We start from the raw sequence: 22,403 nt of genomic DNA on the forward strand, positions 1-22,403 counted from the left end.
TTCAGACGCGGAGAGAATTGTTATCGGATTACACTCAATCAAATGATAACACTATCAGTTGTACTAATGAGATGTATGGACGAAAGCGCTTATCGCTCTATTTCATGATAAGAGAAATAAGTCTGTTTGTTTTATATCGCATTATCAATAGTCAGGAGGGTATAGCTCACATCCAAAAATAGAGTTAATGATCGTTATTTTTACCACTCCTCCATAAGCACGAAACATTCGGGCGAATTGCACTCGTCCTGAAAAAGTAAAGATTAATACAGGAACATTATCATATGTCTATGAAAAAGTATTTAGCAATGATCACAGGCTCACTTCTTGTCTCCAGCAGCGCGATGGCTGTTTCTGATAATACCATCACCTTTCAAGGGGAAGTCTCTGATGAAACGTGCTCTGTCGTGATTAATGGTAATCAGGCTAAACCTCTCGTGTTATTGCCAACAGTAAGTACTAAAGATTTATCAGAACAAGGGAAAACCGCGGGGCCAATAACGTTTGATATTGGGCTGTCCGGGTGTACCGGCTCTAAGGACAAAACAACAAAAATTTCCACTGTCTTTGTCGGTAATCAGGTCACCAGTAACGGTAACCTGGGTAATACTGGCAGCGCGAAAAATGTTGAAGTCCAATTACTCGACACTTCAGGGGAGCCAATCAATCTGACCGGCGGCTTTACTGGCGACGGCGACCTACAGCTGGAACCAAATGCTTCTGAAGCGAGCGCGACTTATACCGCGCGGTATTACTCTACCGGGAAAGCAGAGGCAGGGACAGTCGCTGCCACCCTACAATACGCCGTTTCGTATAAATAATTGTCGCTACGGTCTGGCGTTGAAACGCCAGACCTTTTTCAATCGCCAGGGAGTTGTTGAGATGAAAATGGATACCCGACATTCCGCATTATATTACTTAATAGTTTTTCTATTGCTGGCCCTACCCGCCACAGCATCGTGGGCGAGCGTTACTATTTTGGGTAGCCGAATAATTTACCCATCAACAGCCTCCTCCGTAGATGTGCAGTTAAAAAATAATGATGCAATACCTTATATCGTACAAACCTGGTTTGACGATGGCGATATGAATACCAGCCCGGAAAATAGCAGCGCGATGCCATTCATTGCCACGCCGCCGGTATTTCGTATTCAACCCAAAGCAGGCCAGGTTGTACGCGTAATTTATAACAACACGAAAAAATTGCCGCAGGATCGTGAGTCAGTATTCTGGTTTAACGTATTACAGGTACCACCAACGAATATTGGCAGCGACAGCGGGCAAAATAAAATGTTGGTGATGCTGCGCTCAAGAATAAAACTTTTCTATCGTCCTGACGGGCTAGGTAAACCTGATAATCTGGCGAAAAAACTACAGATTAAAACGGTAAATAAGGGTTCCGGAAAAAGCGGTATTGTTATTGTTAATCCGCAGCCCTGGTTTGCCTCTTTAAGTAACCTGAATGTAAAAGTGAACGGCGCTTCGTATAACCTGGATGCTGACATGATTGCCCCTTTCTCCAGTCAAACCTGGTGGCTGCCGGGCAAACGGTCACTCAAATCCTTCTCCGGTACAGTCACCGTTACTTTAGTTAACGACCTGGGCGCAAGGATAAGCGAGAGCTACGATGTCCCCCACCATTAATTTGAACCGCAAAAGCCTTGCGCTATTGATCGCCATAGTTTGCTCAGGCTCCGCGCAGGGTGAAGAGTATTATTTTGATCCTGCGCTACTTCAGGGGGCCACTTACGGACAAAATATTGCCCGTTTTAATGAACGGCAAACGCCTTCCGGAGACTATCTTGCCGACGTTTACGTTAATGGCACGCTGGTAACAGCGAGCACTAATATTCGATTTGATGCTGTAAAAGAGGGTCAACAGACGGAACCCTGCCTGCCCTTATCGGTGATGAAAGCGGCACAGATAAAATCACTTCCCGCGACCGACGCTGCGACCGAGTGTCGCCCGCTCAGGGAGTGGGTACCTCATGCCGGTTGGCAATTTGATAGCGCCACGCTTCGCCTGTTGCTGACGATTCCAATGACCGAACTTACGCACAAACCGCGCGGTTATATCTCCCCTTCAGAGTGGGATAGCGGCGCGCTGGCGCTGTTTTTACGCCATAACACAAACTGGACCCGCACCGAAAATACCGACAGCCATTATCGCTACCAATACTTATGGAGCGGTTTAAACATGGGCGTTAACCTCGGACTTTGGCAGGTCCGTCATCAAAGTAATCTGCGCTATGCCAATAGCAACCAGAGCGGAAGCGCCTGGCGCTATAATAGCGTTCGAACCTGGGTGCAAAGACCTGTCGCGTCTATTAACAGTATTCTGTCGCTGGGCGATAGCTATACGGACTCCAGCTTATTCGGCAGTCTGTCTTTTAACGGAGCTAAACTAGTCACCGACGAGCGGATGCGCCCGCAGGGCAAACGCGGTTATGCGCCGGAAGTTCGGGGCGTAGCGGCCAGTAGCGCGCACGTGGTAGTAAAACAACTGGGGAAAGTGATTTATGAAACCAACGTTCCGCCGGGCCCATTTTATATTGACGATCTGTACAACACCCGTTATCAAGGCGATCTGGAGGTAGAGGTTATCGAGGCCAGCGGTAAAACCTCACGTTTCACCGTGCCTTATTCTTCCGTGCCGGATTCGGTACGTCCCGGTAACTGGCACTATTCGCTGGCCTTCGGCAGGGTCCGTCAGTACTACGATATTGAAAATCGTTTCTTTGAGAGAACGTTCCAGCACGGCGTTAATAACACCATTACCCTCAACCTCGGTTCACGAATTGCGCAGCGTTACCAGGCATGGCTGGCGGGCGGCGTCTGGGCCACCGGTATGGGCGCGTTCGGCCTTAACGCCACCTGGTCGAATGCGCGCGCAGAGCATAACGATCGCCAGCAAGGCTGGCGCGCGGAACTCAGTTACAGCAAAACGTTTACCACCGGCACTAACCTGGTGCTGGCGGCTTATCGTTATTCAACCAACGGCTTTCGCGATCTTCAGGACGTGCTCGGCGTACGCCGGGAAGCAAAAACGGGGATTGATTACTACTCCGACACGCTGCATCAGCGCAATCGCCTGTCCGCGACGGTAAGCCAGCCGTTAGGACGGCTTGGCACGCTTAACCTCAGCGCCAGCACCGCAGACTACTACAATAACCAATCGCGTATAACACAGCTACAAATGGGGTATAGCAACCAGTGGCGGAATATAAGCTACGGGGTGAATATCGCACGACAGCGCACCACCTGGGATTACGATCGCTTTTATCACGGCGTTAACGAACCACTGGACGTGAGTAGCCGACAAAAATATACCGAAACCACAATGTCGTTTAATGTCTCTATACCGCTGGATTGGGGCGAAAACAGAACGTCTGTCGCCATGAATTATAACCAGTCCAGTCAAAGCCGTTCCTCAACCGTATCCATGACCGGCAGTAGCGGTGAAAACAGCGACCTGTCATGGTCGGTTTATGGCAGCTACGAGCGTTATCGCAATAGTAATAGCGATAGCAGCGCGCCAACGACGTTTGGCGGTAATCTACAACAAAACACCCGGTTTGGCGCACTTCGCGCCAACTATGACCAGGGTGATAACTATCGTCAGGAAGGACTGGGCGCGTCCGGCACCCTGGTACTCCACCCTGGCGGTCTGACGGCTGGACCCTATACCAGCGATACCTTTGCGCTTATTCATGCCGATGGCGCGCAGGGCGCGATCGTACAAAATGGCCAGGGCGCTGTGGTTGATCACTTTGGTTACGCCATTCTGCCTTCGTTATCTCCTTACCGCGTCAATAACGTTACGCTCGATACCCGTAAGATGCGCAGCGATGCCGAACTGACGGGAGGAAGTCAGCAGATTGTGCCCTATGCCGGCGCCATCGCGCGTGTCAATTTCGCCACTATCAGCGGCAAAGCGGTGCTGATCTCCGTGAAGATGCCGGATGGCGGCATACCGCCAATGGGCGCTGATGTTTTCAACGGTGAAGGCACAAACATCGGCATGGTCGGCCAGAGTGGGCAGATTTATGCCCGTATCGCCCATCCGTCGGGTTCTCTACTGGTGCGCTGGGGAACAGGGGCAAACCAGCGTTGCCGGGTTGCCTACCAACTCGATCTTCACACCAAAGAACCGTTTCTCTATCTGAACAAAATCTGCGAGAAGGAATAGCACAATGCTTTTTAATTTCCGAACGCTCTTGTTTATCACCAGTCTGTTTGTCAGCGCCGGAACATGGTCGTCATGTATCAAAGTCACCGATAAGAGCGCGCTCTCTGACGCGGCGATAAAAGCGGGCTACACGGCGCAAAACTGGATCGGCGCAACTGACACAAATACCGGTAATATCGGTTTGCCAACGGTGATTAGCATCAGTAATAGTGAAACATTTCAACCCTCCGGCACACTATTGGCCAGTGGGATCGGTAACTTCCTGACGGCCGCCACCGAAACGCCCTATTCCAGTAAACAGGTACTTTACCGCTGCGATACCGCCGATGCCGGGAAGCTCTATGAGATGTATTCGACAAATGGCGATAGCGCTTTTGCGGGGGCATTTTTTACTCCCGAAGTAGAAGGCGCCTATTATGATGTGGAGCGTAATGTTGCTGTCCGTATGACAAACCTCAGTACCGGCGAATATTACAGCCGTTTCTGGAAAGAACGCCAACTTACCGCAGACAGTTGGTTTCAGGATGACAAATATATTTATATTCCTGCCAGCGCGTTTAGCAACGTGCTATATGAGATGTTTAAAATTGACTCAAGAAAATATTTTGCCTACCAGAATCCAATGGACCGAGATACCTGGACGCAGCCTCGGGGTTATATCGCGTTTAAAGGCCCAGGCTTGATTACCGAGCGGATCAAAGCGGGACTGGATCATGCCAGCGATTATTATGGCTGGCCCAGCTATTGGCCCGGGGCATGGAGTACATATAATAGCGTCACCTATGTTCGCGGCGCGTTATGTAAAATCACAGATTATCCTGCGATCGTGAAAATTCCCCCTGTCGCCGTCGGCATATTAGCCGCCGGAGGCAATAGCCAGGCGCCTTTCCACGTCAGCCTGGAATGTGAGTCCGGCGCAGTGTCCAGTGCCCTCCCGTCCACCAGCGCCGCTAATGTCGCAATGGGGTTTGTCGTTAATCAACCCACCGCCGTGGCGGCGGCGCGTCGCCTGGGGCTAACCACATCCGCAGGCGGTCTGTCGTGGCTACTGGACACCCATTATGGCGAACCTGGCGTAGCTTCCGGAGTGGGTATCCGCATCTATAACGATGCCGGTACGCCAATTAACCTGTTACCCGATCGGATCAAGACAGGCACCGGCAACGCCCGAGGCTGGTATGGCTATAAAGATTTAACCACACGGGTATCATCCGGTTCAGTAGAAACCTACAGCGGTGATTTTACTGCCTCGCTTGAGGCGATCGGCGGACAAACAGTAACGGCAGGAAGCGTGAATGCGCAATTACAGGCAGTGGTTAGTTTTCAGTAAAGTCATATTAACGCTACTTGGGTTGACGGGATGGTATGGCCCGGCACAAGCTGCCGTTAATATTGACAGAACCCGAATTATTTTTGCTTCAGATGAGGTCGCTCAATCGTTGACATTATCCAACGATAATACAACGCCGATGCTGTTACAGGTATGGACCGACGCCGGAAACATTGACGCCTCTCCGGATAACAGCAAAACGCCGCTGGTGGCGCTGCCGCCGGTATTTAAAATGCAGCCAGGAGAACTGAGAACGCTTCGCCTGCTCCTGAGTTCCCGCCAGCAGCTGGCAACGGACCGGGAGAGTCTCTTCTGGCTAAACATTTATCAGATACCGCCAGTCACCCAGGACATTAAAAACCACCCGCGAAAACTGGTGTTACCGCTTCGTTTGAGGCTAAAAATTTTAATTCGCCCGACTGGGCTAAAAGCGCCCACGGAAGCGGAGGAGAAAAAATTACGCTTTATTGCTAAAGAGAATACTATACGGATAGTTAACCCCACCTCGTGGTATATGAGTTTAACGTTAACGATGGATAACAAGAAAAGTATCGGCGATATCATGGTTGCGCCGAAAACAGCACTTGATGTGCCGCTAACACGCTCGCCAACGCCGGGAGCATCGATAAATTATGCAGTAATCAATGATTCCGGGAACTGGCGACAATATACCGCCATACTGGAAAAATATATTAGTAAGAGTAATTTTATTCCTGAGTTTTGATGGGAAATATTCAGGGATACGATCGTATCCCTGAGGCAAGCCAGACTCAGCATGTACCATTGTCAAAAATAGCATTAAGCTGATATTTTACTTTTTGCACGGTATCTTTGTTCTGTTGAGTTCCCTTCTCCTCAACAGACATATCCCATACGTTTTTATTATCTGATTCAATTAATGTGTAGGACGTATTATTATTACGCATCATATAACCACGAAAATTATTTTCGATGCCCGTTGTCACAGGCTTAGCAACCCCTGAAATAACAGACTCCGTCTCTTTATTGAAAAGCTGATACTGAATATTTGCGCAGTTTAAATCACAGGGGGAAAATTTAAGATTTAAAACAAGCAGTATCGTGTTATTTTCAAAAACAAGGGCATAATGATTGCTGGCAGATGAACATAACGGGAATAGCGCGAGAAGGAGAATTATTATCAATTTCATATGCTTATATAGACTCCATCAAAGAAAACTTTCATTTCACGCCCCTGAGAATAGCGAAAGGCATACCATGCAGAACGAATGCTTTCCGAGCTGACGTCCTCATAGACATTTATATCATGTCTCAGCAAGTATGCGAGAAAGAAAATGAGAAGATTGTTATGACAGAAAAGGTTGTAACGATAACAGGAACAATACCTATTTCATATTCATTTAATTAATAATATTAATTTTCTATTTCATCTTTGGTAATACCCCCAATGGATTTTCCGCCTATAATGCTGCACAGGTAGCTACTTCTCTTTTGCTGTGAGAAAACATTACATTGGTATAACTAATGAGAATGAGCAGAGGCATTAAGTCACGTAATATTGCGTTTCCTCTGTTAAGGCTTTTGTGTGAAAAGAGCATTACTTTTAGTCAGTTAGGTAGCATTACATAAGCATAACTAAATTTGAGAAAACCTCGAAAAATCAGCATATTGAATTGATGGATGGTATTGTTTTTTAAAGAATTTTAATTACCAACCTGCGATAATACGCTTAAGATGAACACATATCTATTGAGCTAAAGTAGTCGCTCAATCAATCTGATTGTTATGGAGTGAGTGTGTGATACTTACAATGCCATCCAGCCGATACCAATAGAATTCTCAACCTCCGATAATCGTCACCCAAAAATCAGGAGATAAAATATGACGTTAAAACCAGGTGAGAAATCCGGTAATAATGGAGGTATCTATGTGGAGGTTGGGCCGCGTGGTGGGATAAAAGATAACTTCGCCACGATAGCGGAAACAAAACCGCGCCACCAACGCAACGCCCTAAAAGCTACTGGGTGCTGGCAAAAAGAACACCTAACAGTAAACGTAAGTCAGAGCATCTGGCGCCACGACAGTTGGCGCCGACTGATCACAGTACGCCCGGTGCTTTACCGCCTGGCAAGCATTGTGCAAGATGCTCCGTGAGGAAATCGATGCAGATTTTGATACGATCAGAACTTGATGAACGCCGGGTATATACAGCCCAGATATTCGCTTCCTGATACCACTGAGGCAACACGCGAACCAGCTCACCTCGTTCAATATACTGCGCAACATCCCATTCCGACCGCAATGTAATGCCATGGCCTTTCAGGGCCCAAATAAGCACCACACTGCCGCTGTTGGAAGAATGAAAACCGTTTAGTCGGCAATGTGTCTGCTGCTTACCGTCCGTTAATATCCAATTGCCAAATGCCGAGTTTTTTTCCTGAATCATTAGGCAATCGTGCTGCACAAGCGCACTAACAGACTCTGGCTTGCCGTGGCGTTCGAGGTATTCAGGGGAAGCACACAGGATCCGTCGATTAGTGGCTAACTGCCGTGCGATATACAATTCGTTGATATCATCCCCAACGCGAATTTCAATATCGATCCCCTCTTCCACCAGATCCACTTCACGATCTGTTAGCGTGAGTTTTACCGTAATATCAGGATAGGTGATCATAAATGACGACAGCGCCTCTGCGACATATTTATGCCCAAAACCAAATGAGCAGTTGATGGTGATATTACCAGCCAACACACCACGTTGATTATCCAAACGACTGACAAAACCATCCATTTCACTGACGACCTGCATAGCCCCACACAGCGCATTTTCGCCTTCCGGTGTGAGACGCATCACTCTGTTATTTCGAAAAAAAAGCCGGGCGTTGAGACATTTTTCAAGGATAGCGATACGTTTGCTGATATAGGAGGGAGATAACCCCAGCTCCAGCGCTGCCCGGGCAAATCCACCGTTGCGAGCAACGGTGACAAAAACGAAAAGATCTTCAACAGAAGGCCAGCCCTCAAGGGGCTGGCGATGTTTTTTTCCTACAGGTGTCGTTTTCATAGCATCAGTGCGAAGTTGCAAAGGATGACCGAGTTATAACACTGAATGTAAAAAGGACTGAAGTTTCTGGATAAAGTACTCAGGACACTCTTCCTGCGGGGAGTGTCCGCAAGGCAATGCTTCCCCCTGAACGTTTAGCGCCTTTTCTTTCCAGGTACCAACCACATTATATAGTTGCCCTACCGTTCCCAGCCCTCCCCACAGCAACTGTAACGGACACCGGATACGCGCCGACGTATCTGCGGCATCATCGTCCAAATCAATCGTCGCAGCAGCCCGGTAGTCCTCACAGATCGCGTGGATCATCTCAGGGTTCTGGTAACAGCGCAGGTATTCATTGAATGCTTCCTGCGAGGTCGCGCCCTCTATTTTTAACTGGCCAGAAATATGCTTACGCAGAAAAAATGCCGGATCGTGCGCAATCATCGTTTCGGGTAACGGGAAAGGTTGAATCAGGAAAAACCACCAAAAGTAACGCGTAGCAAAGGATTTATCGGTCAAGGCGTACATCGTCGCGGTTGGAGCAATGTCGATAAAAGTACAACAGGTCACACGATCCGGATAATCCAGCGCGAGCCTGTGTCCTACGCGTCCGCCACGATCGTGCCCTACGAAGGCAAAACGGGAAAAGCCGAGCGCGTCCATTAACATGACGATATCCTGCGCCATGGTGCGCTTTGAATAGGTACGGTGCGCCGGATCGCTCGTTGGTTTATCGCTGTCGCCATAGCCACGCAAATCCGGCAAAATGACTGTATGATTTTGCGCCAATGTCGGTGCGACTTTCCGCCATGTTGTATGATTCTGCGGATGCCCATGTAGCAGTACCAAAGGTGAACCGCTGCCTCCGATAGCCACTCTTACCGTCAGACCATTTTCCAGACGAACATCCTTGAGCGCAAACCCCGGAATAAACGGAGAGGCACCGCATTCAATCAGTGTACTCATCACTTTCTCCCGTCATGCCAGCTAACAGATGATGTTAAATAACGGCTATCCCGGACGACATTGCGCAGGGTTCCAATATGTTCAATCTCAACTTCAATAACATCACCATCGTGTAAAAACAGCGGTGGAACGCGTTTTTTGCCCACTCCACCAGGCGACCCTGTGAGGATCGTGTCGCCAGGGGAAAGCAGAGTAAAGGTGCTTATATAAGCAATGAGTGAAGCGATAGGATGGATCATATTTGCCGTAGATTCGTTCTGCACCTCCCGCCCGTTTAGTCGTGTCAGTAAACGTAGCATCTGGGGATCGGGAATGTCGTCTGTGGTCACCAGACACGGACCGAATGATCCTGTCGAAGGCCAGTTTTTTCCAGCCGTAAACCAGCTATGCTGCCAGTCCCTCACTGAACCATCCATATAGCAGCTGTATCCGGCGACATAATCTAAAGCATCCTCAGCGCTGACCCGGGAGCATGGCCGCCCAATCACTACGGCTAATTCACCTTCGTAGTCGAACTCATTGGTATTTTCAGGCTTCAGCAGCAGGCCATTATGCCCGGTCTGAGAATCCGCAAAGCGGACAAAAAGGGTTGGGGCCGGGTTGGTTTCATTAAACTCAATACGCTTATCGGCGTAATTCATTCCGACACAGATGATCTTCTGCGGATCGTCAATCACCGGCAGAAAAGTGACTTCCTGGTAGTAATAATCCGCCGGCTCATCACACCATAACGCCGCATCCGTCAGCGCATTAGCGCACAGTAGAGATTTCAAAGTGGGATATTTGTCGCCAAGCCGCTGCGAGAGATCAATTATTCCGGTTTCCTGCATAATGCCGTAGCGTTTGCCACCGTTCACAAGATATTGAACCAGTTTCATTGCAGTCTTCTTCCTTAACCGCGCGGGGATGCAGGGCGTTTTAACCACGGCCGCCGTGAATAATGCGCAACCTCAAAATTTTCAATCTCCGGCAAGTATTGCAATGTCCAGGCTATCGCATCTTCGCCTGCGGCCAGCATCGCCCGTTTGAGTTCACTAATCACAAAGGAGATCGTTTCCTCTGCCGTCGTAATTTCGCAGCGATCGAGTGAAACAGTGATAGAATTGGTATCAGCACTCGCGGCAAGCTGCGCCAGGCGCGCCAAAGCAGGTTCATCTAATGAGACCGTGAGGATCCCGTTGCGTTGGCAGTTATCATCGAAAATGCCTGCAAATGTGCTACCTATCAGCCCCCGTACTCCCAGTTGTTTCAATCCCCATACGGCGTGTTCACGACTCGATCCACAGCCAAAATTGGGGCCAACCAGCAGGAATGTCGCGCTCTGCCAGCCCGGCATGTTCAGAATAAAATCAGGATTTGGTTGGCCGCCAGCCATAAAGCGACGATCGAAAAACACCCCTTTATCCAGCCCCTGGCGATCGATCCCTTTCAGGAACTGTTTTGGCATAATCACATCAGTGTCGATATTCGGTTCCAGCATCGGCGCAATTCGCCCGCTGATTTGCTTAAACGTATCCATCTTATTCCCCTGCCTGAAGTAATGACCGAACATCGACCAGATGCCCCGCTACCGCCGCCGCCGCAACCATCGCCGGGCTCATCAAATGCGTTCTTGCTCCAGCGCCCTGTCGTCCAGGGAAGTTACGGTTCGTACCTGATGCACAGCGATCGCCGGGCAACAACACATCTTCATTCATCGCAAGGCACATTGAGCAACCCGACTGCCGCCATTCAAAACCGGCAGCAATAAAGATTTTCGCCAGTCCTTCTTCTTCCGCCTGGCATCTTACCATTGTTGAGCCAGGCACAATGATCCCGCGAACATGGCTGGCGATTTTGCGCCCTTCAAGCACCTTCGCAACGGCACGCAAATCCTCAATGCGACCATTTGTGCATGAACCAATAAAAGCGTGAGAGATACGAATATCTTTCAGCAACATGCCAGCCGTTAATCCCATGTAATGAAGGGCCTTCTCAAGCGCCAGGCGCTTAAGCGGATTGGTTTCCTGTTCCGGGAAAGGGACACGTCCGGTGATGGAACCTGTTTGATCCGGACTGATTCCCCAGGTGACTTTAGGCTCAAGATCATGGCAGTTGATCGCCACCGTCTTATCAAATACCGCATCAGCATCGCTGCTCAACTGTGACCATTCCAGCAATGCCTGCTGCCAGAGTTCACCTACAGGCATTTGCGGTTTACCGTAGATATAGTCAAAAACCTTTTTATCCGGCGCAATAATGGCACCACGCGCCCCCGCTTCTACCGCCATGTTGCAGAGCGTCATTCGTCCTTCAACGCTCAACGCGCTGATGGCCTCACCCACAAATTCAATGGCATATCCCGTCGCGCCATCAGCGCCAATACGTTCAAGCAATTCAAGAACAATATCTTTTGCGGAACAGGCGAAAGGTAGCTCTCCCTGAACACTTACGCGCATGGTTTTGAGCTTGCGGTAAACCAGCGTCTGCGTGGCCAGCAGATGTTCAATTTCCGACGTCCCGATACCAAAGCCCAGCGCGCCAAATGCACCGTAGGTTGTCGTGTGACTATCCCCGGCGGCGATCACCATGCCAGGCATCACTAGCCCTTGTTCATGAGCAACCACGTGTTCAATCCCCTGACGCGGATCCAGCACATCAAATAATGTGATGCCAAAGTCAGCGGCATTTTCCCGAAAGTAATCAACCTGTAGCTGTCCTCCCGGATCGGTCATTAAGACATCCCGTTGCGACCGCGTGGGATTAACATGGTCAATATTCAATAAAAACGTGTCGGGGTGCCGAACGGTGCGACCGCGTTCTCTTAACCCGCTAAATGCCTGCGGGCTGGTATATTCATTCAGTATTGAACGATCAATATAAAGTAAAACATGTCCTTCGTTATCAAGTTCACGAATGGTATGTGACTCAACTAATTTTTCATACAGCGTTTTAGCAGACATATATATTCCTGGAGCAACGAATATCCGGGTAGCCAAATATTCACAATTTAAGCTTTTAGCTATAGTGACACATTAATGAAAAAATGATGATTCCATTATGGAAAGTATAAAAACACACTTCGTGTCTATAATCAGAAACTCTCCTGAACTGACTGTTTTTTGATTTGCGGTTGTTTCTCATATTTTGCGAAAATAAACCGGCAGATCAATAATCCTATCCCCAGCATCATCAGACATGATGCCGCAATAGCATTCCATCCCTGCCAGGAGAAAAGATACCCGTTTAAATACCCCATTACTGCACCGCCAGAGTAGTAGCAAAGCAGATAAAACGATGTCGCCTGTCCTTTTGCGTTTGGACTCCGTGAACTGACCCAGGCTAATACGGTGGAATGAGCAGAGAAAAATGCGACTGACAGTAAAACGATACCTGAAATGAAAACCCACAGAGAAGGGGCGATTAGCGTGAGAAATGCACCGACCATCATACAGATGATCAGCATACTGAGCGCGTTCATCGACCCAATATTCAACGCGACACGGGCAGCATATGGCGCAAGAAAAAAAGTTAATGAGAAGCTAACTGGAATCAAACCTATCCAGGTGTAGCTCAGCTCATAAGGCGGTCGATGCAGGTAAAACGCCAGAAAATTAAAGATGGACGTAAAAGAGCCGAAAAGAATAAATCCAATGACAAAACATAATGATACTCGGATATTCTTAAAATGTTCCAACCCGCCTTTCAACACTGCACCAAGCTGTAGTGAAGGTGTAGGAACAAACTGTCGGGATGTCGGGAGAAACAACTTCACCGCGAGTGCCATAGCAATCAGAACACCACCGAAGATAAAGAAAATCGTATCTATAGATACATGCTCCATCATCAAAGTTGCAAACACACGACCAGACATACTCCCTAGCGAATTGCCAAAAATAAAATATCCAGTAACAATCCCTGCCAAAGCAGGAGAGACTTCTTCACTGATATAGACTGTAACGGCCGCCGTAATACCACTTACTGCAATGCCGAGCAAAGCGCGGTATACCACCAGCATCGGCCATGATGATGCAGTTGCGCACAATAGAGTTAAAATACCTCCTGCCAGCAACGAATAAAAAATGATTGGCTTTCGCCCAAAACGGTCAGATAACGTGCCGCTAAATAACATGGCTAATGCCAGAAACCCCACCTCAGCAGACAAAATCATCCCTACCTGATTCAATGGGATATTATAAACCTCACTTAACTTTGGTAATAAAGCCTGGATTGAATATAAAGAAGCTAACTCTGCCAAACCCGCCAGAGGTAATATCATTAAAATAGGCAAGTACTTACCTATTGTCTCTTCAATATTATTTTTCATACACAATGTTCCGTAAAAGATCCTGATTGCCATCTGCCTGTTTGCCAACAAACATCCGTGTATACAATATTTATCTTTTACGTTTACAGAATTGACAGCGTTCACATTTTATTTTTCTTAATAGAGACAAAATGGAATCAAGTGTTTTATGAAATGTAGATCATCTAAGAATGACGCGGTAATGGCAACGTAGTAAGTTATGAACTATATATTTATTCAATAAATATATAGACATTAATTTGACGAAAAGAAATGAATCGGCAGTCCAAAACTGTCACTGGCAACCCCTTCTGGACGCCGCCATCCTTAGATGGAAACGTCCGTTAGCGTTTTATTCGATAGTCAGCTCACACGAGTTCTTTGAGCTGCTCCTGCATATAGGTCGAAAAATACTCTGGGTTTTTGATAAGGATGCGGTTACCGGAGGCGACTTTTTCTGCCCATCCGGCCACTTTTTTCGTGAACTCAGGATTCCATCCCTCCTGCTCACCCCTTGCCATCACAACTTCCGGACTCGCTGGCACACCTAAGTCATGCAAATACTTTAGAATTCCCTTAGCGGTACTTTCATCCATTGAATGGGGTACTGACGCCGAAGTGTTCATACCACCAATAAAATCCAAGGCTTTTTCAATTGCTGTTGGCATGCTCTTATCCTTAAAATTAACCACGTGAGAGACACCTTGATACTATGTACCCAACTCCGCCGGGATATCAAAGAGAACATCGCCTTTCTTTGACTTACCCCGCAGCTAAACGCTTGCGCGGCTGTTTTCTGCGCTATTTTTTGGCTTCTCCGGCTAAAACCAGCCCGGTCGCTACCGCATTGCGCGGGCCTTCAGTACCACGGATATTACCCTGCCCGGCGACAACGCCGTACTGCGCCATCGTTATTGATAATGGCGGCATCGGTGGATCCTGCGCCTAAATCGAAGATCGCCAGCGGCACGGCGCATCCATGCGTCGTTAACGCGCCAGCCACAGCCATGTTGGCTTCCACACCACCGACTTCAACTGGGGTATTTAACCGGGCGCTTAGCTCGCTGGCGATAGCCTGCATCTGTAAGCGATCGGATTTCACCATCGCCGCAATGCCAACGGCGTTTTCCATTGAACATTCCCCGGCAATGCCACCCTGTACCGCGCGGGGAATAAACGTATCCACCGCAAGAAGATCCTGGATATGCACGGCGTTCATGTCATGACTGGTCAGCGAGGCCATTGATCTTACCCAGCAATAGTGGACACGCGACTAAGTGAGTAAACTCACAAGTAAGAGGTGACTCACATGACAAAACCAGCATCAACCACCAAAAAGCCACGCAAGCAGCACACACGCCTGAATTTCGTCAGGAAGCCCTGAAACTGGCTGAACGCATTGGGGTGGCCGCTGCCGCCCGCGAACTTAACCTGTATGAATCACAGCTCTACAACTGGCGAAGCAAACAGCAAAATCAGCTCTCTTCTTCTGAACGCGAGCAGGAGATGTCCGCTGAGATCGCCCGTCTGAAACGTCAACTGGCAGAACGGGATGAGGAACTGGCCATTCTCCAGAAGGCCGCGACATACTTCGCGAAGCGCCTGAAATGAAGTATGTCTTCATCGAAAAACATCAGGCTGAGTTCAATATCAAAGCCATGTGCCGTGTACTTCAGATTGCCCGTAGCGGCTGGTACGTCTGGCATCAGCGTCGTCATCAGATAAACCGGCGTCAGCGGTTCCGCCTTGTCTGTGATAACGTCGTCCGGGAAGCATTCAGTGACGCAAAACAACGCTATGGTGCGCCACGCCTGACGGATGAGCTTCGTGCTCAGGGTTACCAGTTCAACGTGAAAACCGTGGCGGCCAGCCTGCGTCGGCAGGGGCTGCGGGCGAAAGCCTCGCGCCGGTTCCGTCCGGTCAGTTACCGCAAACATGATCTGCCAGTCTCAGAGAATCTGCTGAAGCAGGACTTTTACGCCAGCGGCCCGAATCAGAAGTGGGTGGGTGACATCACGTATCTTCGCACTGGTGAAGGCTGGCTTTATCTGGCCGTGGTTATCGATCTGTGGTCGCGGTCAGTCATTGGCTGGTCGATGTCTTCGCGGATGACAGCACAGCTTGCCTGCGATGCGTTACAGATGGCGCTGTGGCGGCGTAAATGTCCGGAAAATGTCATCGTGCATACAGACAGAGGCGGTCAGTACTGTTCAACGGATTATCAGAGCTTACTGAAACGCCATAATCTGCGGGGAAGTATGAGCGCCAGAGGTTGTTGTTACGACAATGCCTGTGCGGAAAGCTTCTTCCATACGCTGAAGGTGGAATGTATCCACGGAGAGGACTTTGTCAGCCGGGAAATAATGCGGACAGCAGTGTTTAATTATATTGAGTGTGATTACAATCGGTGGCGTCGTCACAGTGCCTGTGGCGGTCTCAGTCCGGAACAATTTGAAAACCAGAGCCTCGCTTAGGGTTGTGCCCATATTACGCGGGTAGGATCACAGCTCTTTCCTTCTGCCACAAGTTTTCGGGCATCATCACGACGAGAACTGGCATCTGCAAGTGTGATCGTCGGATACACACCCGGCGAGATCATTTTTGGCTTACCGGCAAAACGATAACGGAACCGCCAGCTCTTGCTTCCATTAGGTTCAATTAGCAATGACAACCCTTGCCCATCTCCGAGTGTATAGGCTTTAGTTTCAGGCTTAGCGCGGCGAATCTGCATATCGTTTAAAGGCATGTGGATAGGAATCCAAGACCGAACAGGAACATATACACAATCCTATACACATTCAGTGTCGGATTCTACTGGATGGTTACGGACGGTGATGGACAAAAAAGCAATAAAGTCGTTATAAATCAGTGTATTTATGGATGAATACGGACGTTTGAGGAACTTGAGATGGTGCCGATAATAGGAGTCGAACCTACGACCTTCGCATTACGAATGCGCTGCTCTACCAACTGAGCTATATCGGCCCTAAGAAGGGTGTGTTCACGCAGGTGAATCACGGGGTAGAAGGTTAAAACTAACCGGGCGGTGCGTCAATAGCCTTGCTACTCAACCGGCTATTTTTGCACCGCTCGTCATTAATTACGCACGAATCGTACCATCGCCAAAGCCGATCCACTTATAGGTGGTAAGCGCTTCAAGCCCCATCGGACCGCGGGCATGTAATTTCTGCGTGCTGACCGCCACTTCTGCGCCAAGCCCAAACTGCCCGCCGTCGGTAAAACGGGTAGAGGCGTTGACATAAACCGCAGCGGAATCCACTTCGTTCACAAAACGCGCAGCATTATGCATATCACACGTCAAAATCGCATCGGAGTGCTGAGTGCCATGTTCGCGAATGTGGCCGATAGCGCCATCCATATTTTCGACCACCACAACGTTCAGATCCAGAGACAGAAACTCGTTATCCAGCTCTTCCGGTTTCAGCGCCACCAGTTTGGCAGGGCCATGCAGTACCTGCATGACGGTTTCATCCCCATGCAACGTCACGCCGCTCTCCGCCATCTGCTTGCTCAGCGCAGGCAAAAAGCGTTCTGCGATGTCCTGATGCACCAGCAAGGTTTCCACCGTGTTACAGGTGCTCGGGCGCTGGGTTTTAGCGTTGACAATAATCTTCAGCGCCGGGGCGATGTCTGCGCTGCTATCAACAAAAATATGGCACACGCCAATCCCGCCGGTAATCACCGGAATGGTGGATTGCTCGCGACACAGTTTATGCAAGCCTGCGCCGCCGCGCGGGATCAGCATATCGATGTACTTATCCATACGCAGCATTTCATTGACCAGCGAACGATCCGGATTATCAATCGCCTGAACCGCCGCCTCCGGTAAACCGCAAGCTTTCAGCGCCTTCTGAATGACACGAACGGTTGCGGCATTCGTGCGATGCGTCTCTTTCCCACCGCGTAGAATCACCGCATTACCGGTTTTCAGACACAAAGAAGCCACATCAACGGTAACATTCGGACGCGCCTCATAGATAACGCCAACCACGCCCAACGGCACGCGGCGGCGCTCCAGACGTAGCCCGCTGTCCAGCAGACCGCCGTCGATCACCTGCCCGACCGGGTCGGCGAGATTACAGACCTGGCGCACATCGTCAGCAATCGCTTTCAGACGCGCAGGGGTCAGCGTCAGGCGGTCCAGCATCGCTTCGCTCAGGCCGTTGTCTCGCGCCTGCTCAACATCTTGTACGTTCGCGCTGAGGATACTTTCCATTTGCGCTTCCAGTTCATCGGCTATTTTTTCCAGCACGCGATTTTTTTCGCCGCTGGAGAGCAGCGCCAGCTTATACGACGCCGCTTTAGCAGCAATGCCCATTTGTTCCAGCATATGCCTGTTCCTTATCGAGTAATCATGTCATCACGATGAACAGCGACCGGGCCATATTCATAGCCCAAAATCGCATCGATTTGTTGAGAGTGGTGACCGGCTATCCGCCGCAGAGCATCACTGTTATAACGGCTGACGCCATGAGCAATATCACGCCCTTGCAGGTTACAAATTCTGATGACCTCCCCCCGCGAGAAATTGCCCGTCACGCTTTTGATGCCTTTTGGCAGAAGTGAACTGCCACGTTCCAGCATTGCCGCGGTCGCGCCTTCATCAACCGTAATTTCGCCTGCCGGCGGCGCGCCGAAGATCCAACGTTTGCGGTTCTCCAGCGGCGAGGCTTGCGCATGAAAACGGGTGCCGACGGAAATCCCCTCCATCACATCGCCGATCACGCCCGGTTTACTGCCTGAGGCAATAATTGTATCAATACCCGCGCGACAGGCCACGTCTGCCGCCTGAAGCTTAGTGCTCATACCACCGGTTCCCAGCCCGGAAACGCTGTCTCCCGCGATAGAGCGCAGCGCATCGTCAACGCCATACACATCTTTGATAAGCTCCGCCTGCGGATTGCTACGCGGATCGGCGGTAAATAATCCTTGCTGATCGGTCAGCAGCAGCAGTTTATCCGCGCCTGCCAGGATCGCCGCCAGCGCGGAGAGGTTATCGTTATCGCCCACTTTAATTTCCGCTGTCGCAACGGCATCATTTTCATTGATAACCGGCACAATATGGTTATCCAGTAATGCACGCAGCGTATCGCGGGCGTTCAGAAAGCGCTCTCTGTCTTCCATATCCGCACGCGTCAACAGCATCTGCCCGATATGGATACCGTAAATTGAAAACAACTGCTCCCACAGTTGAATCAGACGGCTTTGCCCTACCGCCGCCAGAAGCTGTTTAGAGGCAATTGTTGCCGGCAGTTCCGGGTAGCCGAGATGTTCACGTCCGGCGGCAATCGCGCCAGAGGTAACAATAACAATACGATGTCCCGCGGCGTGTAGCTGCGCGCACTGGCGGACAAGTTCTACGATATGGGCACGGTTCAGGCGGCGCGATCCGCCTGTTAGCACGCTGGTGCCGAGTTTTACGACCAGCGTCTGGCTGTCACTCATGATTCTCTGCCGTTCAAAATAAGAAATAAAGACCAAATGAACGTTTTAGCAGGACTGGCTCCGGTTGCCAACAACCTGTACGCGTAGCGTGAAATTTTGTTGCGCAGGATCAGCAAGCGTAGCGGCGGAATTTGACCATTTTATTACCGCAACAATTAAACATATTTTTTAAAAAAATTCTCACTTTGTCATAAATCTTTCATTACCGAACGTTAAAAACCTTCCTGTTTTTTACCGGGTTTCCCGACAAATCATAGCGCGTAATTAAAACAGGAATGGAAATGAATAAGAGCACTCTGGCAATAGTGGTGAGTATCATCGCATCAGCATCTGTTCACGCCGCCGAGGTTTACAATAAAAACGGTAATAAGCTTGATGTGTATGGAAAAGTTAAAGCCATGCACTATATGAGCGATTATGACAGCAAAGATGGCGATCAAAGCTACGTTCGTTTTGGTTTTAAAGGCGAAACGCAAATTAACGATCAATTGACCGGCTACGGACGCTGGGAAGCTGAGTTTGCCGGTAATAAAGCCGAAAGTGATTCGTCCCAGCAAAAAACCCGCCTGGCCTTTGCTGGCCTGAAATTAAAAGATATCGGTTCTTTTGACTATGGACGTAACCTGGGCGCGCTGTACGATGTTGAGGCCTGGACGGATATGTTTCCCGAATTCGGCGGCGACTCTTCCGCCCAGACCGATAATTTTATGACTAAACGCGCCAGCGGGCTGGCGACTTACCGCAATACCGATTTCTTCGGCATCGTTGATGGACTGGATCTTACCTTACAGTATCAGGGGAAAAACGAAGATCGCGATGTGAAAAAGCAAAACGGCGACGGCTTCGGCACATCCGTGAGCTATGATTTCGGCGGCAGCGATTTTGCCGTCAGCGGCGCTTATACTCTCTCCGATCGCACCAGGGAGCAAAATCTGCAGCGCCGCGGTACGGGCGATAAAGCCGAAGCCTGGGCTACGGGTGTAAAGTATGACGCGAATGATATTTATATTGCGACCTTCTATTCAGAAACCCGCAACATGACGCCAGTTTCCGGCGGATTTGCCAATAAAACCCAAAACTTCGAAGCAGTTATCCAGTATCAGTTTGATTTTGGTCTGCGTCCGTCATTAGGCTATGTGCTGTCAAAAGGCAAAGATATTGAGGGCGTCGGCAGTGAGGATTTGGTGAATTACATTGACGTTGGCGCAACCTATTACTTCAACAAAAATATGTCCGCGTTTGTAGATTACAAAATCAATCAGCTTGATAGCGATAACACGTTAGGCATTAATGACGATGATATTGTGGCAATAGGGTTGACCTACCAGTTCTGATAAGTCGCATTGTGCCTGATGGCGCTGCGCCATCAGGCATGACAGCAGGGTTATGCCGACAGTTTTACCGGCTCGTCGTTGAAATCGTCAGACGGCTCCAGCGCCAGCTCCATAGAAATCAGCAGGTCGCGTAGCTTTTCATGAAACTCGCGTAGCGTGTATTCCAGTCGCTCCACCACTTCGGTTTCGTTAATCGGCACTGCGGTCCAGTTGCCCTCTTTATCAAACAAACCAAACTGATAACGATAAGTGAAGCGTTTCTCTTGTGCTTCCAGCTCCATCCACCAGCCCCAAAATTCACGCTTCTCTGGCGCGGGCTTCACGTTGACGCAAACTGCCAGGCAATCGAAAAAAAAACGATTGTCTTCGCACTGCCCTTCCCGGATATAGGGGCCAAGCGCGGTAAATTTCTTGATCAATCTACTTTTCGGGTGTCCACTCGGTAACGTCATTGCGATCTCCTTTAATGAAGCAACTGTTTTACCAAATCAATAGAATTTATCAATCTATTAACACAATCTATGATTAATCCAGTCGGTAATTTCTTGCAGCGCGCGGTCAAAATTGCGGTACACCGGGTTAAAAGGGATCTCTATCAGCTTACCGTCTGAAGATGATGTTGTAATTAAGCGAGACTCTTCTTCCGGGCTGAAAGGATCGTTTTTCCAGAAGCCGGAAAGCATTGGCGTAGGACAACGTCTGCCCAGTAGCCCCTGTACTTTCAACGAATAGCGATTGAGCTCCACACGCAGCGCCTCATCCGAAGCATCATGCATACCCAGACGGCTGGCCAGCACATCCAGATACATCTCCGGCACCGTGCTCTGTCGTTGCGGATCGCTAAGTAGCGCATGGACCACCGGCCCCAGGCAAGCCACCGCCTTCAAACGCGGCGCTTCCAGATAGGCCAGACGCACCGCAACATTGGCGCCAAAACGGAAACCAAACGCCGCAACACGGGTATGATCCACCCAGGGAACATTAGGAAGCGCTTTTAACACATGCTGGTGGAGCAAGCTGGAATCCTGGGTTAATTTCCACTTTGATGAAAATCCAACCGAAGGCATATCAAGCGTTAACATCGCGATACCGCGCGGCGCGAAATAGCGTTCATACAGGGTGTAATAGTCGGTTTGCATGGCGTCCAGGCCGCCGCACATGAGCACCGTCGGAAACGGGCCATCCCCTTTCGGCATATGTAAAAACGCGGTGACAGGCGAACCGCCAGGAACGGCAAATTCCATTTCACGTAACGAGCCTGGCAACCGCTGCGCGGCCTCTTCATAGGCGCGATTCGCCAGCGCCTGCGCCTGCTCCGCCAGCTCATCGCCCTTCAAATGCGGGTAGGCGGCAATGTTATAGAGCGTTGAGGCATGAAGCCAGTAGCGTCCGCTGCGCATGGCGTCCTGTTCCTGACAGGCTTTCTGCTGCCAGTCCATCGCCTGCTTTGCCCACTCATAAATCCAGTTGCCGCCGCGGTAACCGATGACCGTATCGTATAAATCATCATCCGTTCGCTCTGCGTCGCTCATCACAATACGCGCCTGCACATCAAGGATTTCTCGTGGGTCAATGCCGCGCCAAATCCACATCAGGCGGTTTATCATGCGATACCAGTGCGGGACGTTCTTACCGTCCAGCGCGGATTGCATGGGCGGCTGCGACCCACGATTGAACCGACGGACAAGGGTAGACGTTTCAGTATGTTTAAAGCGGGGTTTGAACAGGGTTTCGCTGAGGTTAGCCTGTGTCATTCGTGCAGCCTCCTTGGATACTCATAGAGGCTTATTGTAACCAATAAAACAGCG

General features: G+C 49.6%; 20 protein-coding genes, 1 tRNA gene and 3 pseudogenes. 8 read left to right on the top strand and 16 right to left on the bottom strand.

The genetic code is table 11. The features are described 5' to 3' along the window. The first annotated feature begins 284 nt into the window (after positions 1-284). From J4728_RS19820 to stbE, 5 genes are all read left to right on the top strand, one after another. The gene (locus J4728_RS19820) at positions 285-821 is read left to right on the top strand and encodes a fimbrial protein (RefSeq protein WP_208212294.1); all 537 of its coding nucleotides are present in this window, start codon (positions 285-287) and stop codon (positions 819-821) included. Between the two features lie 61 nt (positions 822-882). Beyond that, positions 883-1,644 carry a fimbrial biogenesis chaperone StbB gene (stbB, locus tag J4728_RS19825; RefSeq protein WP_000781492.1) on the top strand — a complete coding sequence of 254 codons (762 nt, stop codon included), beginning with the start codon at positions 883-885 and terminating at the stop codon, positions 1,642-1,644. Continuing rightward, positions 1,628-4,189 (top strand): fimbrial outer membrane usher protein, encoded by a 2,562-nt coding sequence (locus J4728_RS19830; protein WP_208212296.1) that lies wholly within the window; start codon positions 1,628-1,630, stop codon positions 4,187-4,189. The genes stbB and J4728_RS19830 overlap by 17 nt, the downstream gene beginning before the upstream one ends. Before the next feature lie 4 nt (positions 4,190-4,193). Beyond that, positions 4,194-5,519, top strand: coding sequence for a fimbrial usher protein StbD (gene stbD / locus J4728_RS19835; protein ID WP_208212298.1), 1,326 nt, complete (start codon positions 4,194-4,196; stop codon positions 5,517-5,519). Next, positions 5,485-6,243: a fimbrial biogenesis chaperone StbE gene (gene stbE, locus J4728_RS19840; RefSeq protein WP_001247037.1), complete on the top strand. Its 759-nt coding sequence runs from the start codon at positions 5,485-5,487 to the stop codon at positions 6,241-6,243. Before stbD ends, stbE begins: the two co-directional genes overlap by 35 nt. 46 nt (positions 6,244-6,289) lie before the next feature. Here the strand turns inward: stbE and J4728_RS19845 are convergent, their stop codons facing one another. Then, positions 6,290-6,688 (bottom strand): hypothetical protein, encoded by a 399-nt coding sequence (locus tag J4728_RS19845; protein WP_208212300.1) that lies wholly within the window; start codon positions 6,686-6,688, stop codon positions 6,290-6,292. 691 nt (positions 6,689-7,379) lie between these two features. Here J4728_RS19845 and J4728_RS19850 point away from each other — a divergent pair. Next, the gene (locus tag J4728_RS19850; protein ID WP_001675688.1) at positions 7,380-7,652 is read left to right on the top strand and encodes a hypothetical protein; all 273 of its coding nucleotides are present in this window, start codon (positions 7,380-7,382) and stop codon (positions 7,650-7,652) included. Here J4728_RS19850 and J4728_RS19855 read toward each other — a convergent pair. From J4728_RS19855 to J4728_RS19895, 9 genes and pseudogenes are all read right to left on the bottom strand, one after another. Then, a complete protein-coding gene (locus J4728_RS19855; RefSeq protein ID WP_208212302.1) occupies positions 7,597-8,562 on the bottom strand; it encodes a LysR family transcriptional regulator in 966 nt (321 codons plus the stop codon). The genes J4728_RS19850 and J4728_RS19855 overlap by 56 nt on opposite strands. Before the next feature lie 33 nt (positions 8,563-8,595). Further along, positions 8,596-9,510 (bottom strand): alpha/beta fold hydrolase, encoded by a 915-nt coding sequence (locus tag J4728_RS19860; RefSeq protein WP_000105593.1) that lies wholly within the window; start codon positions 9,508-9,510, stop codon positions 8,596-8,598. Further along, positions 9,510-10,388 (bottom strand): fumarylacetoacetate hydrolase family protein, encoded by an 879-nt coding sequence (locus J4728_RS19865; protein WP_000780208.1) that lies wholly within the window; start codon positions 10,386-10,388, stop codon positions 9,510-9,512. Before J4728_RS19865 ends, J4728_RS19860 begins: the two co-directional genes overlap by 1 nt. Before the next feature lie 14 nt (positions 10,389-10,402). Then, a complete protein-coding gene (leuD, locus tag J4728_RS19870; RefSeq protein ID WP_000379343.1) occupies positions 10,403-11,029 on the bottom strand; it encodes a 3-isopropylmalate dehydratase small subunit in 627 nt (208 codons plus the stop codon). A gap of 1 nt (position 11,030) precedes the next feature. Continuing rightward, positions 11,031-12,452, bottom strand: a complete 1,422-nt coding sequence (gene leuC / locus J4728_RS19875) for a 3-isopropylmalate dehydratase large subunit (RefSeq protein WP_208212304.1) — start codon at positions 12,450-12,452, stop codon at positions 11,031-11,033. Positions 12,453-12,583: 131 nt separating this feature from the next. Continuing rightward, positions 12,584-13,822: an MFS transporter gene (locus tag J4728_RS19880; RefSeq protein WP_077910726.1), complete on the bottom strand. Its 1,239-nt coding sequence runs from the start codon at positions 13,820-13,822 to the stop codon at positions 12,584-12,586. A 341-nt stretch (positions 13,823-14,163) separates the two neighbouring features. After that, positions 14,164-14,487, bottom strand: a complete 324-nt coding sequence (locus J4728_RS19885; RefSeq protein WP_001573898.1) for a DUF1889 family protein — start codon at positions 14,485-14,487, stop codon at positions 14,164-14,166. Positions 14,488-14,596: 109 nt separating this feature from the next. Continuing rightward, complete coding sequence (locus tag J4728_RS24315) at positions 14,597-14,725, bottom strand: diol dehydratase reactivase ATPase-like domain-containing protein (RefSeq protein WP_077221214.1); 129 nt, start codon at positions 14,723-14,725, stop codon at positions 14,597-14,599. Then, positions 14,673-15,038: pseudogene (locus J4728_RS19895) on the bottom strand (diol dehydratase reactivase ATPase-like domain-containing protein); the annotation flags it as partial. The gene J4728_RS24315 and the pseudogene J4728_RS19895, both read right to left, overlap by 53 nt. A 66-nt stretch (positions 15,039-15,104) precedes the next feature. Between J4728_RS19895 and J4728_RS19900 the strand changes: the two are divergent. Continuing rightward, a pseudogene (locus J4728_RS19900) lies at positions 15,105-16,269 on the top strand (IS3 family transposase). A gap of 17 nt (positions 16,270-16,286) precedes the next feature. Here J4728_RS19900 and J4728_RS19905 read toward each other — a convergent pair. The 4 genes and pseudogenes from J4728_RS19905 to proB form a co-directional block, all read right to left on the bottom strand. Further along, positions 16,287-16,541, bottom strand: a pseudogene (locus J4728_RS19905) (Arm DNA-binding domain-containing protein); the annotation flags it as partial. 163 nt (positions 16,542-16,704) lie between these two features. Next, positions 16,705-16,780, bottom strand: a tRNA-Thr gene (locus J4728_RS19910). Positions 16,781-16,895: 115 nt separating this feature from the next. Beyond that, positions 16,896-18,146 (bottom strand): glutamate-5-semialdehyde dehydrogenase, encoded by a 1,251-nt coding sequence (proA, locus tag J4728_RS19915; RefSeq protein WP_208212308.1) that lies wholly within the window; start codon positions 18,144-18,146, stop codon positions 16,896-16,898. A gap of 11 nt (positions 18,147-18,157) precedes the next feature. Then, positions 18,158-19,261 carry a glutamate 5-kinase gene (gene proB, locus J4728_RS19920; protein WP_001285275.1) on the bottom strand — a complete coding sequence of 368 codons (1,104 nt, stop codon included), beginning with the start codon at positions 19,259-19,261 and terminating at the stop codon, positions 18,158-18,160. A gap of 281 nt (positions 19,262-19,542) precedes the next feature. Between proB and phoE the strand changes: the two genes are divergently transcribed. Next, on the top strand, positions 19,543-20,595 hold the full coding sequence (gene phoE / locus J4728_RS19925) for a phosphoporin PhoE (RefSeq protein ID WP_001043667.1): 1,053 nt from the start codon (positions 19,543-19,545) through the stop codon (positions 20,593-20,595). Between the two features lie 50 nt (positions 20,596-20,645). Here the strand turns inward: phoE and crl are convergent, their stop codons facing one another. Together crl and frsA are read right to left on the bottom strand one after the other, a co-directional pair. Next, positions 20,646-21,047 carry a sigma factor-binding protein Crl gene (crl, locus tag J4728_RS19930; RefSeq protein ID WP_000174693.1) on the bottom strand — a complete coding sequence of 134 codons (402 nt, stop codon included), beginning with the start codon at positions 21,045-21,047 and terminating at the stop codon, positions 20,646-20,648. 57 nt (positions 21,048-21,104) lie between these two features. Next, the gene (gene frsA / locus J4728_RS19935) at positions 21,105-22,349 is read right to left on the bottom strand and encodes an esterase FrsA (RefSeq protein WP_000189582.1); all 1,245 of its coding nucleotides are present in this window, start codon (positions 22,347-22,349) and stop codon (positions 21,105-21,107) included. Positions 22,350-22,403 lie beyond the last annotated feature (54 nt).

This window comes from Salmonella sp. 32070601201500089SM (assembly GCF_017573605.1).
Taxonomy (GTDB): domain Bacteria; phylum Pseudomonadota; class Gammaproteobacteria; order Enterobacterales; family Enterobacteriaceae; genus Salmonella; species Salmonella enterica.